Below are 15,904 nucleotides of genomic sequence, written 5' to 3' on the forward strand. Positions count from 1 at the left end.
GCGGAAGTCATCCGCCCGGTCTAGATTATGAATGGGTTACTTGAGGACTTTGCCGTCCTTGTCGAAGCCCATGGTTATGGTTCTGGTGTTACCGTCCATCCCTTTTGCTTCAATACGGAAGGTCCATTTGCGGCTGCCAAGGAGCTTTCCAGGGATACGACAGAGCAGATTATTATCGACCTGAGCAGGGACCGGTCCCCATACCTGGTTGTAGCTGTTTTGGGAGGGATTTCGACCGTCAGCTACGGACACGGTATATGACTTCACCGGGCCACTGACCACGCCATAGAGATCTACCCACTGCGCCTTGCGCTTGCCTTTTTTACGTCCGATGATCAGGTCGGTGATGCGGACGCCCAGGGCCTTGTTACCGTCGCCCTTCATTACACCGTAAGCATCAAGCAGGCCTGCTCCGGTTCGTACATCCCAGCCCTTATTGCCGATGTCCTTGGCTGTTGCCATGAGCAGATTGGCGATTTGGCGGTTGGTGAGCTTCGGATCCATGGCCCATTTGAGCGATGCCACGGCAGCTACCATGGGGGCCGAGAACGAAGTGCCGTCTAGCGTATGGTATTCGCTGGCGCCCATGGGGATGATGCGACCATCGCGTTTGCCGGTACTCGATGTCAGTGAGTAAATGCCTTCTCCCGGTGCAGAGATGACCACGGTGCGGCCAAGGTTTGAGGTTCCCCGCTTTTCGTTATCGGCATCAAGTGCGCCGACAGAGAGGGCGCGTGGCACGCCGGGCGGGCCGTACTCGCTTACCAGTCCGGCCTGATTGCCCGCGGCGACCACCACGAGGCAGCCCATGTTCCATGCGTAGTTGATGCCGATCTGCTCCAGATGCGAGATATCGTTTTTGCCGAGACTGATGTTGATGACTTTGGCTCCATTGTCCACGGCGTATCGGAGGCCGCGGTAGATGTTCAGGCTCTTGGCAAAACTGTCGCGGCCAGTGACCTTCAGCGTCATTATCCGCGCGCCAGGGTTTATGCCTGCGATGCCTTTACCGTTGTTTGTGGCAGCCGCGATGATGCCAGCCACAAACGTGCCGTGCCCATAGTCGTCCTGCACGTCAGGGCTCTCATTCAGGAAGTTCCAGCCGTGAATGTCGTCGACATATCCATTGCCGTCGTCATCCTTGCCATTGTTTGGAATTTCTCGCGGGTTCTTCCACAGGTACTTGGGGCGATCAGGGTGCTTGAGATCCAGTCCGGAATCAATGACTGCCACTGTTACGTTGGGGCGGGTGCCGTCGAACACATCCCATGCCGAGCCTTTGCCAATAGGCTTCATGCCGATGACCGGCATGTACCACTGCCATGTAACCTCGTCGTCATCGTCGCCGCCCACGGAAATCGTCCCTTTGGTCAGCGCGCCGAAAAGGAATCCAACTCCTTTCTTGGCGACATCGGAGGCATCGGTTGTGTCGGCATTCTTTTGTTCTGCAAACAAGGGGTCGTTGGGGACGACTCTGGTTTGTACGTCGCGATTGAGATTTTTCTCAAAGAGAACGGAGTTAAGAGATTCCCATAACTCATCGTCTTCGGTCCTCGGGTCAGTGCACTTTCCTCCAGCCCATTTCTGTGTTTCACAATCCGGGGCAAAGTGGTTCTCCCACAAGGAGCCGCTCGTGAACTGCTGGGCTCGCCGGCGTTTCATCAAGTCGCCGAAGATGTCTTCATCGACTCCTTGTTCTGATTTTGAGTCAGCCAATGAAAAACGTATCTTTGAGGAGCTGCTAGGCGGATCGTCAAGAGAGATACCCAGCACCAGTTCGCTGGTTCCTTCCACTGCCACACAAAGACCATCGCCGCCTGAACTGCGCATTCCTCGATACTCACTGGGCGGTTTATCTTCCATAAGGGACGGGGTGAAATCACTGTCTGCAAATTTCACGTCAGGGTTGCCAGCAGAAGAGTCTGGCTTCAAGGCGTTTCCGGAGAGTACCTTGCCGGTAGCAGCAGGTGTGCCGCCGGTCCAAGCCTCGGCCCGTGCTCCCAGACGCCGAGCTTCAGCATCGCTGGCGCCTGCTCCTTTTGCCGCACCTGCAGCAGCAGAACCGACATCTATCGACAATTTGCCAAATCCCAAATCCAAACCACTGAACAGGAATTCGGCCTCATTGTATGCTCCAATCCATGGGGGAAAGCCCTCAAGGGAAATCCCCTTGTGTCGTTGACCTATCTTGTATCCTATTTCGACTGCCAGAGCGCCGCCTTCGAGCATGATGGCGATGTCCTGTATGCGTGCCGACAGCATGTTGTAGGGCGCACTTTTGGGATTCAGGAACGGGTCGGACAGATACTGGATGACCGAATCTTCCGGTTTTACGAGTTTGAGCGGTTCCTTTTCCGTGGCCTTGACTGCTGCCATGTCTTTCTCGATCTCTTTTGCAACCGTGCCGGGCGAGGCAAAGTCAAACATCTCGAGATCATTGAGCAGGTCCGCTCCGTTCACGTCGCCGACAACGGCGGTCAGACATTCGCCATGATCGCAGTAATAAATGTCATAACTGATCGGCCCGCCGTACCACTTACTCCAATACTTCTCCCTGGCATTGAGCGAGAGGTCCGAGGCAACAGCGGTGGTGCGCTTGGTCGCACAGGCTTCCTTGCATTCCTTGAGGCGGGCCTCGGTATTCTTGATGTCCTGTCCCAGCATGTAGATTGCCTGATCATAGGCATCTTTGCCGTAGGCCGTCATATCGCTTTTTTCGGGCGCGGTTTTCCGTTCCTGTTTGAGTTCGCCCATCTTGCCTTTGTATTTGGCGAGCAGTTCTTCGAGTTTGTCGCATTCTTCGCACAGCCAGTCCGTACTGTCGGGTGGGTTCATGGTCCCAGGCACCTTCATGGCCTTGCCGTAAGCAGTGTAGTGAACTGTGCTGGAGACAACAGGATTGTCTCCAATGTTGGAAGTTACCACGACCCTCTCGGGCTTGCTCACCTTGTATTCGTAGCCTTTCTTTGTGACTGGTATTTTGAACATGACCGTTCCGGAAGGCTTGTCTTCGGCTTCGCTGCTACAAGTGGACGTCACAAGGAGAAAACCGTCTTCCGAACCGGCCTTGGGCAGCCATTCGTATTTGAGAATGGTGGAATAATCGCTGAAGGTGGCGGTCTCTCCGAAACCCAACACCTGCAATTCACTATTCCAGACCGTCATGCCGGCCTGTTCCATGCCGTAGCGTGTTACGCCTACCAGCCATCCGGCACCGGTTTGCTCCAGCCCCGTGGTGTTGAATTTGCTCAGAGCATCTGCCGAATCTGATACCATTCGGGCGAACTCCTTGGTGGTCGGGGTCTTGGTGTCAGCGGAGTGACAGAGGATAGGAATAATGAATAGCGCGGTCACGACCAGCAGAACTTTCAGGAAATATTTCATGGCGTCCTCCTAGTCCTTGAGCGTGCCGCGCTGGCGCATGAATTGAAGGGCCGCACCGTTTTGTGCCTGGCTTCGTTCTAGAGCACGTTGCAGCAAATACCGGAATTGGTCGGGGCGTTTCTTGACCTCTTTCATGAGCATGCCACCGACCAATGTCCCGGCGGCATCAAAGACCACGATGTACGGTTTTTTCCCCGCTCCACCCTTGGCGATGATCGGCCCGATAAGCCCGAGGCGTTCACCCGGCAGTTCCCTCGCCCCCTCGTACGGGTTGGCAGGGCGCAAGTCTTTCGGGATGTCTTTCCAGGCGATAGTGTCTTCCACTGACAGGAGCGACACCTTGGGCGGCAAAAAGCCATCATTGCTCCCGGCGTGAACGGCTCCAACCGCCATGAATAATGCAATAACCATAGCCATAATTAGGCGTGAACATATGTTTGGCATAGTTTCCTCCCCCAAAAAAAGGCTACTGCATACATAGCAGAAACCGGGCATCGGGACCATGCATTGAAGGGGGTTTTCGGGACGGTAGTATAAGATTATAACATGCGGCTTCGGCGGAAATAGAGCATGATTTTCTTCTTTGAATGAGAGAAAAGGCGGCTTACGATGAAAAAGAAATTGATTCGCTCGAAAAGAAAATCTGTAAGTGGACAATCTGCGCGGTAAATAGCGCAACGTCGCAGCCTCATCACACCTTCAAACAAGGCCCCATCTATCGGGCGTCATCAGCATGCCTACAGACAGACTGTGCGTAGTGTTCCGCTTCGACGACGCCAATACCTCCAAGGACGAACTGCCTGAATTCGAGTATGGGATAAATGAGTGAAGGGCATCGTGGATAATCCGGTTAAGTATAAGGGACGCCAAATCATGTTGGGTTAGAATTCGATCTGTAATCAATGAATGAAGTATGAAATGAAAAGCGGTTTACGAGACATTCTCGTAAACCGCTTTAGATTTCAAAAATATGTGGCTTGGCTATTTCTTGACGAAAACAAATTCGTTGCAGCCGTGGCCTCCACCGCATGTGATGAGGTGTTCCAATTGAAACCCTTTGGCTCGCAAGTGGTTGAACACTTCTTCCGGCCTGGAGACTTCAAACGGGTAGCCTCCGATCCAGTCGATGTAGTTGTACCATTTACTCATGCCGCGGTTCTTCTGGTATTCTTTCCATTCCTTGAAAGGTAAGGGATTCTTCCCGTTGATTGCCCTGGCAGTGGCATACATGGTTTCCATGCCAGCCACCATGGAGTACAAAATAACCTTCTTAAAGAATGGGCTTGATTGAACGTATGTCTTCTTCAGTTTGGTCCAGAGTCTGCTTTTAAAGCCCTGATCATTGTAAAGAGCAATGATCAGTTTGCCTCCCGGAGATACCAAGGATTGCGCGTTGTCTATGGCAGTCCACATGTCGCCTGTATGGTGAAGAACGCCCCAGGAGTACACAATGTCGTGCTGCTCAAGTGAGTCAACAAAGGCTTGATCGAGAATCGATCCCTCGCTGACTTCCCATGAGTTGTCCCTTTGAGCGAAGCTGTTCTTCAAGTCCGACGTACAAGCGACAGACTGAGGATCGAAATCAAAAGAGCGGACTTTGGCACCCATTCTGGCGGCTGCCAGCGAAAAGAGACCGCTGCCAGAGCCGATATCCAGAAAGGTTTTCCCCTCAAGGGTGTCCACTTCAAGGAGCTCTCTGAGCGACTTCTCGGCTTCTGCTTTTCTGGCCTCTGTCAGTTGTGACAGGAAGTTGCGCCAATTTTTACCAAAGCGAAACCGCTTTTTCTGTTCAATGTCACCTGCGTGAGATTCGTTGTTGTGCATGTTCTCTTCTCGCAGATGCTATCTGTGGCGGAAGCCTCGGAAGGCAACGTTCTTGTCCAGGTACAGGCTCCGCATGGATGAAAGAGCGTTCTCTACCTGCTTGTCGTAGTAGGACTTGATGAGCTGTTCATTGGCTTCCAACAGCCCTCGGTAGATGTCCTCTTCGCTCTCGGTTGTAAAGTTGACCGCCAGTAGATCAGAGTTGAGGTGCTTGTTCTCGTAGAAGTCTTCGACGTCTTTGATGAGCCCTTCTTTGATTGCGTGATAGTAGAGAGGAGAACCCGGGTATGGGGTGACGGGACGGATCGTTCTCATCTGCGACCCATCAAGGTATTTGAGCAGGAATTCGGTACCGCTCTTCAGGGTTTCCATGGTTTCACCAATGTTACCGAAGATGATGTTGAGTCCCGGGCTGAGTCCTGCTGCGAGGGTGGCGTCAACGCCCTTATATACTTGATCAACGGTGAGGGCCTTGTTCATGTTCCTGAGAGCATCATTATCCATGGATTCGATGCCGTAGTTGATGAAGACACATCCGGCCTTCTTCATATGTGCAAGAACATCCGGTTTGGCGTAGTTGAGCCTGCCGTTGCACCACCACTTCACGTTCGTCTTGTTCTTAATCATTGCATTACACAACGATATCGTTCGCTCTTCAGAAGACATGAGGAGCTCATCAATGAAGACAATGTAGGTGATTCCGAAGTCTTTTTTCAGACGCTCGATCTCTTCCAAAATGGACTCGTCGGAACGGATTCGCTGTCCCGGGTCCAGTCTGTAACAGAAGTTGCATTTGAACTTGCAGCCACGACCGGAGAGAACCGGCATGACAAAATCTGTGGAAAGCGAGTTGGGCATCCTCTTTTGTCGATAGTACTCGATGGGGAAGAGGTCCCAGGCCGGGAAGGGAATGGCATCGATATCTTCAATGACAGGTCTGCGAGGAGTGATGTGAACATCGTCGCCTTCCCGGTAGGCAATTCCCAGGATGTCAGAGAAGGGTTTCTTGTTTTCAAGAGCGTCGATGATCTCGAGCATCGTCTCTTCACCTTCACCGATGACCGCGCAATCAGCCTGGGTTTTTTTGAGATAGAACTCCGGTTCCGGTGCCGGGCCGTGTCCGCCAAGAATGAAGTAAGGCCTGTTTTTGGACTTGTTGATTGCTTCAGCGGCCGCGAGGGTCTTTCTGTACTGGTAGTATCCAGCAATAGTGCTGTATCCGATGACGTCGAACTTGTTTTCATCCAGGTATTCCGTGAGATGTTCGTCCGGATAGTGGTGGAAGTCCTGGCTGTAAATGACAACCTCATGGCCTGCTTCTCTAAGGACAGAAGCGATGTAGCCGAGTCCCATGGGGAAGTGATGTGTATCGGAAAGATTGTCGTATACTACTAGCAAGATTTTCATTTGTGGCCTCGTGTATTGAGAATGGCGCTTTTTAATTAAGAAATATCTTGGCGTGGATAGCAGTTTAAGGGGGACGTGTCTATAACGTGTGCTGGTAGCCGACTGCATTATGAGATGGGGTGTGGTTGAAGTTTGTACAATTTTCTTGTACAACCATGTGCATGCTTGCACAGTTATTTGCCTCAAAAACCAGAATCAGGGTTCTGTTGAAGTTGTTCTTGAATCCAGAAGTGTCCTGTTATCTCAGGGAATTGGCTTCTGAGTTCGAGTTGTCCCCCAACTCGTTGAAGGTTGAGCTCGATAATTTGAGTGAAGCCGGATACCTCGTTCGAGAGCAGAGTGGGCGCTCGGTGTATTTCAGAGCGAACAAGAAGCATCCTTTTTTCCCGGAAGTGTCTTCGATTGTTCGAAAGTCTCTAGGGATAGATAAGCTGATTGATGAGGTTATCAAAAGCCTTGGCAGCGTCGAGGCTGCATACATCCTTGACGACTATGCAGTCGGCAAGGATTCGGGGCTTATCGATGTCCTCGTTGTCGGTGATATCAATAGAGAGAGACTGAACGAGCTACGTGGGATCGTGGAAGGCAAAATCAGCCGTAAGGTTCGAGTAATGGACGTTACTCCTGAGGATTTTGAGGCAAGCCGTGATGTGTTTCTGAAACGTCCCAATTGGAAGGTGGTGTAATGGGGCATAAAGCTCTCTTCAGGTTCGCTTGGGCCCTTTCCGAAGGCTATCGCGGACGTCTCTTGTTGTTTGTCTTTTTGCTGCTGATCGCCTCCTTGCTGGAGAGCGTTTCCATCACGCTTGTGTTACCCGTTCTTTCCGCTATTTCAGGTGGAAGTGGTGGTGGCTCCGTCGTGAAGATGCTCGAGGAAATGACAGCAGGCATCGATCAGATGACATTGATTTACAGTGTCGTCGGAATCCTGATCGTAGTGATGTTTTTCCGCTTCCTGTTTGGGCTCTTTGCAGAGTGCTACAAGGCCAAGCTCGCTCACCATATCAGGCTCAGTCTTCGTATGAAGATGTATGATCAATACATCAATGCCAAGTATGAGTTCGTTCAAAGAAAAAAGCATGGAGAGTTGCTCCATAATATTACCACCGAGGCTGCGTCCTCAGGCGGGTTTCTTGTCCAAAGTGCCAATATGTTCTTTGAGGGCATGGTGTTTTTGTCTCTCTATACGACCATCTTTTTTGCCGACGTCAAAATCGCCCTGTTCGCCACAGGGGTTGCGATCGTTGGTATAATTGTCTCGAGGTGGCTCGGATCCAAGTACATGGTCATGATTGGCAGACGGCTCATTGAAGTGCAGCAGGTTCTCACTTCCTATTTGTCCGAGGCTTTCAGTTCTATTCGTGATGTGAAAATGCTTGGACTGGCCCCCTCATTCATGGGCAAGTATGAAAAAGAGTCTTTAAAATTTATCAGGCTTGCAGTTCTGTCCGTATTCCTCTCTGCGGTTCCGAGTAACTCGGCCCATGTGATCGTTGCATTGGCCTTTGGCGGGCTGCTTATGCACTACACGCAGAACGTAGGGCTTTCTCCGGAGGCCGCCATCCCCTTGTTGGGGTTCTTTGCTTTGGCTTTTCACCGCCTCGCAACCGCAATTATGAAGATGTCCACCGCGTGGATGACATTGTCGAAAAAGTTCCCTTCTCTAGAATTGCTCTGGAAAGTTTTTCAGGGCGATATGCCGAGAGAGGGATCTCGGGAGCGTGAAAGTATCGAGTCAATCGACGGCGATATTGTCTTCGAGAACGTATCATACGCCTACCCTGATGGTGCCAATGTCGTGAAAGACTTCAGTTGCACACTCCCGAAGGGAGATCTGTCTGTCATTATCGGTAAGTCTGGCGCAGGTAAGTCTACTTTGATCAATATGATTGTCCGGTTGATAGATCCGAGTTCCGGAAAAATTACAGTCGGCGGCAAGGATATTAATGCTTACGACATCGGTTCCTGGCGCAAGCGAATCGGCTTTGTTTCACAATCTCCATGTTTGTTCAGCGGCACTATTCGTGAAAATATGGAAGTCGTGGGCGTTACCGATGAGGCAACTCTTCAAGAGGCGCTCGAAGTCGCAGGCTTTCATGAGATTGACAAGCAGCTCAGCAAGGGGCTCGACTCTGAAGTTGGAGAAGGAGGCGGTCAGGTCTCCGGTGGCCAGCGACAGAGGATTGTCATTGCAAGAGCACTGGCCCTTGAGCCAGATGTTTTGATTCTGGACGAAGCAACGAGTGCTTTGGATAAGGATAATGAAGAGTTGATCCTTGCGAATCTTCATCGGTACGCAAAAGAAAAAGGAATGACTGTCATCGCTGTTTCGCACCGTCAGGCGATCATGCGGTTTGCAGATAAAATCATAGATGTGCATGCCCTTGAAGCTGCACCGGGAGTTCTCTAGATATGCGCGTGTTTTTGATGGAAATGATGCCTAATTTTTGGGAAGGCATTGTACGCACCCTTGAACAGGAACATGGCTGGGATATTGCATATTGGACCTTTGGTCGAGCCGGGCAGCCTGCTATCAGAGAGCGTTTCCCCAATACTGTCGTACATAATGCGGCCAAGGCCCTTCGTGGTGTTGGTGCAACCGGCCTTCCCGAGATGGAAGCCATCCCCCTGGAAACCTCCATTCTCAATGAATATGCTGATGTTGAGAGTGAATTCCTGAAGATGTGCGACAGGTATGACGTGCTGGAAACCTTCGGCTATCCTGACCGCGTTCGTCTGTTCCACCAGTTGCTGCGATACTGGCTGGAGGTCGTGAACCACTTCAAGCCTGAGCTGGTCCTGTTCGATACCATCCCCCATATGGGATATGACTATATCCTCTACCAGATCTGCCAGAAGCAGGGCGTCAAGACAGCCTTCTGGGGGCGTGTTGCCATTCCCGGATACATCTATCTGATGGAAAGCTACGGCTCCGGTTTTGAATTTCTCAAGGAAGAGTATACCCGACGCCTTGAAGCTGGGGATGATTTCAAAGTTCAGTACACCCCGGATGTAGAAGAGTACTTTTCAAAGATTACCGGCTCTGCCTCAAGTGTTCATGAGGTCCATTACCAGAAGAAGATCGGTGGCAAGCTGGCTTCTGCTCATACTTCGTTGTCCAAGAAAGCCCGAGAGAGGTTCGACGACTTCTTGTATTACTTCAAGAGGTTGACCAACGGCGTTCCCCCGAGCAACATGAAAAAGATCGGTAAGCCGTTCGAGAAATCCTTCTTTGGCTTGTTCGGCTATTACACCTACAGGGATTTATCCACTCTCCGCAGGATGTGGGTCCGTAGGCACTACGACTCTCTTGCCACCAAGCCGGAGCACGACAAACCCTATGTTTTCTTTGCTCTCAGCTACCAGCCAGAGATGAACACCTCCCCATGCGCCGGTCAGTGGGTGCATTCCCAGTTGATGGTCGAAGCCATTAGCAAGGCTCTTCCTGAAGGGTGGCTTCTGTATGTGAAAGAGCACCCTGTTGTCCTCAATGGAGCAAAGCCGTTCTTTAGGTCCAGAAGCTGCACTTTCTATGACGATATCGCGAAAGTGGATAACGTCCGAATTATGCCCCTTGAGCTTTCGTCCACTGAACTGATTGACGGTGCACAGGCTGTTGCCACCGCAACAGGAACTGCTGGCTGGGAGGCCGTGGTCAGAGGAAAACAGACCATGATCTTTGGGCATTGCTGGTACCGTTTCTGTGAAGGTGTTCATCGTGTTGATTCCTATGAAGAATGCGTGGACTTTTTCAAGAAACTTGATGAGATGGGCACTGTGGAATTGGAGAAGGTGAAAAAGTATTTCCAGACGGTTGTTGACGTCTCTTACCGCGGATACTTTGACCGCATCTTTGCTCGTATGGTTGATATTCCCCAGGAAGATAACGCTCGTCTGTTGGTTCAGGCTTTGGCCGATTATGCAGAGCATGGCGATACCTGTGAAATGCAGCGTGTCCGTCGCCTCGGAGATGAGGGATAGGGATGAAGACGATTGCGTTTTACGCCCTTGCAGCTAAGCATTGTCGTGATCTTTTGGCGTTGGCCAAGATGATGGCACCGCTTGTTGATGCAAGGATGGTCTTTTACCTGCCTGGAGGTGCAGCTTTTGCCGATGTGGAAGTTGCCGTCAAAGAGGCTGGTTTCGACTGCGTGAACCGGAAATCCGTGACGTTGCGCCCGGGTACAAAGCGTCATCCTCTCATCCGCAAGTCCTTGGATGCCGTAATGACGGCATACGTCACAGGACGGAGATACGTACAGCAAGTTCAGTTGAAGTTCGAAGCTCTCAAAACAGATGCTTCAGGCAGTAAGTTTGAGAGCAAGGTCGATCAGCATATGAAGGCACACGCTTCGTTGGTGACTCGACATCGCAAGTTCCTGGATGAAGTGAAGCCCGACTATATCTTTACTGAAAGCGACCGGTCATCTGCCGATTTGTTGCTGCTTCTTCAGGAATGCAAAAAGAGAGGCGTTAAGATTGTCCTGCCACACCTCGTGTGGAGTTCCGCTCATGGCGAATTGTGGTTTAACCGCGTTCGCTACGGGCGTTGTCTGTTGAGCAATTTTCAACTGACCCGATTCTCTTCTGCCCAAAAGAAGAAGATGTTCGGGGAGATTGAAAACCATGCGTACCGCGGAGTGACATTTTTCCCGGTGGCGGAAACCGTTGCGTTGAACAAGTCGGTAGCGAACTTCACGCCTTCATGGGTGAGTGGAACCGGAATGGCCGACGTCGTCTGTGTTGATAGCGAGTTCACCCGTAAACGGATTGTCTCCCAGGGAGTGCCTGAAAGTAAAATCTGCGAAGTGGGCGATGTCTCGTACGATTATCTGTACGCATGTCAGGTGGATCGTGAGGCCAGACTGAAATCGCTTCGGAGTGTGTATCAACTTGCCGAGGGGCGAAAGATCGTTATTTGTTCTTTGCCGCAGTATATTAAGCTGAATTTCGATTCAAAAAAGCAGTATTGCCAAGAAATGGATGCGCTGTTGGAGCGCATCGCCTTGCCTGACGTTGAATGTCTTGTCTCTCTCCATCCCATGGCACGGGAGAATGAGATCAAGCATGTTTTGGATAAGCACGGTGCAAAGGTTTTGAAAGAGCGCCTGTTCGATGTGCTGCCTTTGGCTGATGCATTTGTTGCGTCTGCGTCGAGCACGTTGACCTGGGCTTTGGCTGCCGGAGTTCCTGCCATTAACATTGATTATTATCGTGTAGCAGCCGTGACCAAAGGGTTTTGGGATGACTTTACATGCCTTTCTCAGGTGAAGGCTCCGGAACAATTGGAGCAGGCCTTGAGAACGGCTTTGGATTCTGATTTGGATTTCACTCATGATTGGCATTTGCTCTCACGCGATGCCCTGTTCGATGGAAACACGGCGTCTCGCTATGCCGAGATCGTGAAGTAGCTCCATAAGGAGATTGATATGCAGTTGAAAGGAAAAAAGATTCTTGTGACCGGGGCTGATGGCTTCATCGGCTCTCACCTTACCGAGTATCTCGTCCGGATGGGATGTGATGTTAAGGCATTCACATTGTATAATTCGTTCAATTCCTGGGGATGGCTTGATGACAGTCCCAAGGAAATCTTGGATGAAATAGAAATTTTCTCCGGAGATATCCGTGACCCCAATGGCGTCAGGCAGGCTGTGTCTGGATGCGATGTGGTCCTGCACCTTGCTGCTTTGATTGCTATTCCCTACTCGTATCACTCTCCTGATACCTATGTTGATACCAATGTGAAGGGCACGCTGAACATCGTTCAGGCTGCCCGGGATCTAGGGGTTGAGCGTGTGGTGAATACTTCCACCAGTGAAGTGTACGGTACAGCTCGTTTTGTTCCCATTCATGAAGAACATCCGCTTCAGGGACAGTCGCCTTACTCTGCATCAAAGATTGGCGCTGATCAGATCGCATTGAGCTTTCACAACTCCTTTGAAACACCAGTGACTGTTATCCGACCGTTCAACACCTACGGCCCCAGGCAGTCTGCGCGCGCGGTCATCCCGACCATCATTACCCAGATTGCCAACGGCGCTCGCTCCATCAAGCTTGGCGCGCTGCACCCCACGAGAGATTTCAACTATGTGCTCGACACGGTTCGCGGCTTTGTTGCGGTGGCAGAAGCTGATGCGTGCGTCGGTGAAGTCACCAATGTCGGCAGCGGTTTTGAGATTTCCATTGGTGACACTGCAGCACTGATCGCCAAGGTCATGGGCGTTGATATTGAGATTACTTGTGACGAGCAGCGTCTCAGGCCTGAAGGCAGCGAAGTGGAAAGGCTTTTCGCGGACAATTCCAAGGTGAATAAGTTGGCAGGCTGGGAACCAGAATTCGGCGGAGTCGAAGGGTTTGAGAAAGGTCTCAAACTGACTGCCGAGTGGTTTGCCGACGAAAGAAACATCAAGAAATACAAGGCAAACATCTACAACGTCTAAGTCATGAACGATAAGATTATTTCATTTATTCGCGAGCTCTATGGTGAGCAGGAGAACCTGATCCCGTTGCACGCCCCGCTCTTTCTCGGAAAGGAGAAAGCTTACCTTGAGCATTGTGTTGATACGACCTTTGTCTCAAGCGTCGGAAAATTCGTTGACCAGTTCGAGGAAATGGTCACGGATTACACGGGAGTGGCAGGGGCCATCGCATGCGTGAACGGTACGTGTGCTCTTCAGGCAGCACTCACGCTTTCCGGAGTTGAGCCTGGGGATTTGGTCATCACTCAGGCCTTGAGCTTTGTCGCCACAGCCAATGCCATCAGTCACTGTGGTGCCGAGCCGGTCTTTCTTGATAGCGATGCAGACACCATGGGCCTCTCCCCGAAAGCCCTGAAGGCTTTCCTTGAAGGTGAAACAAAGCCCGGTGCTAATGGGCCTGTTCTGAAAGCGACTGGTCAAAGAGTGGCGGCGGTCGTTCCCATGCATGTCTTTGGTCATTCCTGCCAAATAGAAGAAATCGTCTCTATATGCAGTGAATGGGATGTTGAACTTGTGGAGGACGCGGCCGAGGCGTTGGGGAGCTACCGTAATGACAGGCACCTTGGTTCGTTTGGCCGTTACGGCGTCTTGAGCTTCAACGGTAACAAGACGATTACCACCGGTGGTGGCGGAATGCTTCTGGTGAATGATCCAGAGCTGATTGCTTCTGCACGTCACAAGATGACAACGGCTAAGCTGCCGCACCCCTGGGAGTTCAATCATGACCAAGTCGCCTGGAACTTCCGCATGCCGAATATCAATGCCGCACTTGGCTGCGCTCAGATGGAATATCTTGATGACATTCTGGCGAGCAAGCGGGCTGTGGCAATGCAGTACAGAGACTTTTTCGCCGACATCCCTGAGATTCACTTCTATGAGGATTTGCCGGGGTCAAAAGGCAACTACTGGCTTTGTGCCATCGGCATGAAGGACAAGAGCGCACGCGATCAACTGCTGGAAGAAGCCAACGGAGCTGGCGTGATGATGCGTCCTGTTTGGCGTCTTCTATCTGATCTGCCCATGTATAAGAATGCGATGCGAGATGATCTGAGTGTTGCTGAAGATCTCGTCAATCGTGTTGTGAACATCCCTAGCAGTGCCCAGGAGAAGATGATTTCATGACCGAAGATTGGAAAGTCGCTTTACTGGCCAAAGAGGGCAAGCCTGGTGTCCCAGAAGTCTCGGAGCTTCTTGAACAATTGTTCGGAGATGTAGATTTTTTCTTGGGAAAATTGGGCGATGAGTATCCTGAGGCTCTATTGAACGATTCCTATGACATGGTGGTTTCCTGGCTCTCTCCGTGGATTGTGCCTGCGAAAACGCTGTCTAATACCAAGCAGTTCAATCTGAATTTTCACCCGGCCCCTCCCGAGTATCCCGGTATCGGATGCTTCAACTTCGCGTTGTATGATGAAGTGGAGGAATATGGCGTTACCGGACATGTGATGGAACCCAGGGTAGATACCGGAGTTATTGTGGGCGTCTCCAGGTTCCCTGTGACCGAGGGCGATACCGTACTGTCGCTGAGCATTAAAAGTTACGATGCCATGTTGGCATTATTTAATCAGGTTCTCCGACAGATCGCTGAAACCGGAGCACTTCCGGAAACTGACGAAAAATGGACGCGAGCTCCGTTCAAGCGAACCGAGTTGGAAGCGTTGTGCGTTTTGGACATGGAAATGTCCGAATCAGAAATTCATCGAAGGGTGAGGGCGACCACATACCCCGGTATGCCTGGGGCCTACTTTGAAATTGGAGGGATGAAGTTTGAGTACAACCCCGATAGATAATTCAGAGCGTGTCTTCATCATTGCGGAAGCTGGAGTCAATCACAACGGTGATATGGATTTGGCTTTCAAGATGATCGATATCGCAGCCGAAGCAGGGGCTGATGCCGTCAAGTTTCAATCTTTCAAGGCGGAAAAACTGGTGACGAAAACGGCTGATAAGGCCCGTTACCAGGAAGACGCACTTGGAGGCACGGAAACCCAGTTTGAGATGCTCAAGCGTTTGGAGTTGCGTCAGGACATGCATCAGGTTCTCAAAGACCATTGCGAGCAGGCAGGAATTCAGTTCATGTCGACTCCCTTTGATGAGAGTAGCGCTGATTTCCTGGTCGATCTCGGCGTGGATGTAATGAAAATCCCCTCTGGTGAGATAACCAATCTTCCTTATCTGCGGCATATGGGGCAGCTGGGCAAACGTATCATTCTCTCCACCGGAATGAGTTCCTTGGATGAGGTCCGTGAGGCTGTGGCTGTACTGGAAAAAGCTGGCACTGGCCGCGATCACATCTCCCTTCTCCATTGCAACACCCAGTATCCTACTCCTCTGAGCGATGCCAACTTGCTTGCTATTCGTTCTTTGGCTGAAGAATTTCCAGATTGTTCAATTGGCTTTTCCGATCATACGCTGGGAGTGGAATGCGCTGTCGCTGCTGTTGGTCTGGGAGCCAAGTTGGTCGAGAAACATTTTACCCTCGACAAGTCCATGGAAGGCCCGGACCACGGTGCCTCCGCAGAGCCTGATGAGCTTCGACTGATGATCAAGTTGATTCGCAATACAGAATTGGCTCTGGGAACCGGTCACAAGGAGCCGTCTCCTTCCGAAAAGGAAAATGTGGACATTGCTCGCAAGTATCTGGTGGCAGGCTGTGACATTGCCAAGGGCGAGAGCTTTAGCCCGGAAAATGTCCGCGCACTCCGAACCGGGCGTCGTGGCGTGAGCCCCATGCGTTGGGATGAAGTAATGGGCAGTACGGCTGATCGGGATTATTCCGAAGGCGACATGTTGGTTTTTTAATCTCTCTT

Annotated in this window: 12 protein-coding genes; 8 read left to right on the top strand and 4 right to left on the bottom strand. The window is 51.2% G+C overall.

The features are described from left to right. Positions 1 to 36: 36 nt before the first annotated feature. From HFN16_RS09145 to HFN16_RS09160, 4 genes are all read right to left on the bottom strand, one after another. Positions 37 to 3,384: a S8 family peptidase gene (locus tag HFN16_RS09145; RefSeq protein WP_168890464.1), complete on the bottom strand. Its 3,348-nt coding sequence runs from the start codon at positions 3,382 to 3,384 to the stop codon at positions 37 to 39. A 9-nt stretch (positions 3,385 to 3,393) separates the two neighbouring features. Next, a complete protein-coding gene (locus tag HFN16_RS09150) occupies positions 3,394 to 3,828 on the bottom strand; it encodes a hypothetical protein (RefSeq protein ID WP_168890465.1) in 435 nt (144 codons plus the stop codon). 537 nt (positions 3,829 to 4,365) lie between these two features. Continuing rightward, positions 4,366 to 5,208 carry a class I SAM-dependent methyltransferase gene (locus tag HFN16_RS09155; RefSeq protein WP_168890466.1) on the bottom strand — a complete coding sequence of 281 codons (843 nt, stop codon included), beginning with the start codon at positions 5,206 to 5,208 and terminating at the stop codon, positions 4,366 to 4,368. 18 nt (positions 5,209 to 5,226) lie between these two features. Continuing rightward, positions 5,227 to 6,615, bottom strand: a complete 1,389-nt coding sequence (locus tag HFN16_RS09160) for a radical SAM protein (RefSeq protein WP_168890467.1) — start codon at positions 6,613 to 6,615, stop codon at positions 5,227 to 5,229. A gap of 161 nt (positions 6,616 to 6,776) precedes the next feature. On the opposite strand from HFN16_RS09160, the gene HFN16_RS09165 reads away from it, so the two are divergent. From HFN16_RS09165 to neuB, 8 genes are read left to right on the top strand one after another with little or no spacing between them, the layout of a single operon-like run. Beyond that, positions 6,777 to 7,301 carry a winged helix-turn-helix domain-containing protein gene (locus tag HFN16_RS09165; protein ID WP_168892311.1) on the top strand — a complete coding sequence of 175 codons (525 nt, stop codon included), beginning with the start codon at positions 6,777 to 6,779 and terminating at the stop codon, positions 7,299 to 7,301. Beyond that, on the top strand, positions 7,301 to 9,025 hold the full coding sequence (locus HFN16_RS09170; RefSeq protein WP_168890468.1) for an ABC transporter ATP-binding protein: 1,725 nt from the start codon (positions 7,301 to 7,303) through the stop codon (positions 9,023 to 9,025). The genes HFN16_RS09165 and HFN16_RS09170 overlap by 1 nt, the downstream gene beginning before the upstream one ends. A gap of 2 nt (positions 9,026 to 9,027) precedes the next feature. Then, on the top strand, positions 9,028 to 10,596 hold the full coding sequence (locus HFN16_RS09175) for a hypothetical protein (protein ID WP_168890469.1): 1,569 nt from the start codon (positions 9,028 to 9,030) through the stop codon (positions 10,594 to 10,596). Between the two features lie 2 nt (positions 10,597 to 10,598). Further along, positions 10,599 to 12,026 carry a UDP-N-acetylglucosamine 2-epimerase gene (locus HFN16_RS09180; RefSeq protein ID WP_168890470.1) on the top strand — a complete coding sequence of 476 codons (1,428 nt, stop codon included), beginning with the start codon at positions 10,599 to 10,601 and terminating at the stop codon, positions 12,024 to 12,026. A gap of 18 nt (positions 12,027 to 12,044) precedes the next feature. After that, on the top strand, positions 12,045 to 13,055 hold the full coding sequence (locus HFN16_RS09185; RefSeq protein WP_168890471.1) for an NAD-dependent 4,6-dehydratase LegB: 1,011 nt from the start codon (positions 12,045 to 12,047) through the stop codon (positions 13,053 to 13,055). 3 nt (positions 13,056 to 13,058) lie between these two features. Beyond that, positions 13,059 to 14,216: a LegC family aminotransferase gene (locus tag HFN16_RS09190; protein ID WP_168890472.1), complete on the top strand. Its 1,158-nt coding sequence runs from the start codon at positions 13,059 to 13,061 to the stop codon at positions 14,214 to 14,216. After that, positions 14,213 to 14,884, top strand: a complete 672-nt coding sequence (locus tag HFN16_RS09195; RefSeq protein WP_168890473.1) for a formyltransferase family protein — start codon at positions 14,213 to 14,215, stop codon at positions 14,882 to 14,884. Before HFN16_RS09190 ends, HFN16_RS09195 begins: the two co-directional genes overlap by 4 nt. After that, entirely contained in the window at positions 14,862 to 15,896 is a 1,035-nt protein-coding gene (gene neuB / locus HFN16_RS09200; protein ID WP_282097910.1) for an N-acetylneuraminate synthase, read from the top strand. Before HFN16_RS09195 ends, neuB begins: the two co-directional genes overlap by 23 nt. Positions 15,897 to 15,904: the final 8 nt, after the last annotated feature.

Source organism: Pseudodesulfovibrio sp. zrk46, assembly GCF_012516435.1.
Classification (GTDB): Bacteria; Desulfobacterota; Desulfovibrionia; order Desulfovibrionales; family Desulfovibrionaceae; genus Pseudodesulfovibrio.

Bases quoted from the DNA above. Each gene is read 5' to 3' on its own strand.
- HFN16_RS09145 (WP_168890464.1), bottom strand. From the start codon at position 3,384: ATGAAATATTTCCTGAAAGTTCTGCTGGTCGTGACCGCGCTATTCATT.
- HFN16_RS09150 (WP_168890465.1), bottom strand. From the start codon at position 3,828: ATGCCAAACATATGTTCACGCCTAATTATGGCTATGGTTATTGCATTA.
- HFN16_RS09155 (WP_168890466.1), bottom strand. From the start codon at position 5,208: ATGCACAACAACGAATCTCACGCAGGTGACATTGAACAGAAAAAGCGG.
- HFN16_RS09160 (WP_168890467.1), bottom strand. From the start codon at position 6,615: ATGAAAATCTTGCTAGTAGTATACGACAATCTTTCCGATACACATCAC.
- HFN16_RS09165 (WP_168892311.1), top strand. From the start codon at position 6,777: ATGCTTGCACAGTTATTTGCCTCAAAAACCAGAATCAGGGTTCTGTTG.
- HFN16_RS09170 (WP_168890468.1), top strand. From the start codon at position 7,301: ATGGGGCATAAAGCTCTCTTCAGGTTCGCTTGGGCCCTTTCCGAAGGC.
- HFN16_RS09175 (WP_168890469.1), top strand. From the start codon at position 9,028: ATGCGCGTGTTTTTGATGGAAATGATGCCTAATTTTTGGGAAGGCATT.
- HFN16_RS09180 (WP_168890470.1), top strand. From the start codon at position 10,599: ATGAAGACGATTGCGTTTTACGCCCTTGCAGCTAAGCATTGTCGTGAT.
- HFN16_RS09185 (WP_168890471.1), top strand. From the start codon at position 12,045: ATGCAGTTGAAAGGAAAAAAGATTCTTGTGACCGGGGCTGATGGCTTC.
- HFN16_RS09190 (WP_168890472.1), top strand. From the start codon at position 13,059: ATGAACGATAAGATTATTTCATTTATTCGCGAGCTCTATGGTGAGCAG.
- HFN16_RS09195 (WP_168890473.1), top strand. From the start codon at position 14,213: ATGACCGAAGATTGGAAAGTCGCTTTACTGGCCAAAGAGGGCAAGCCT.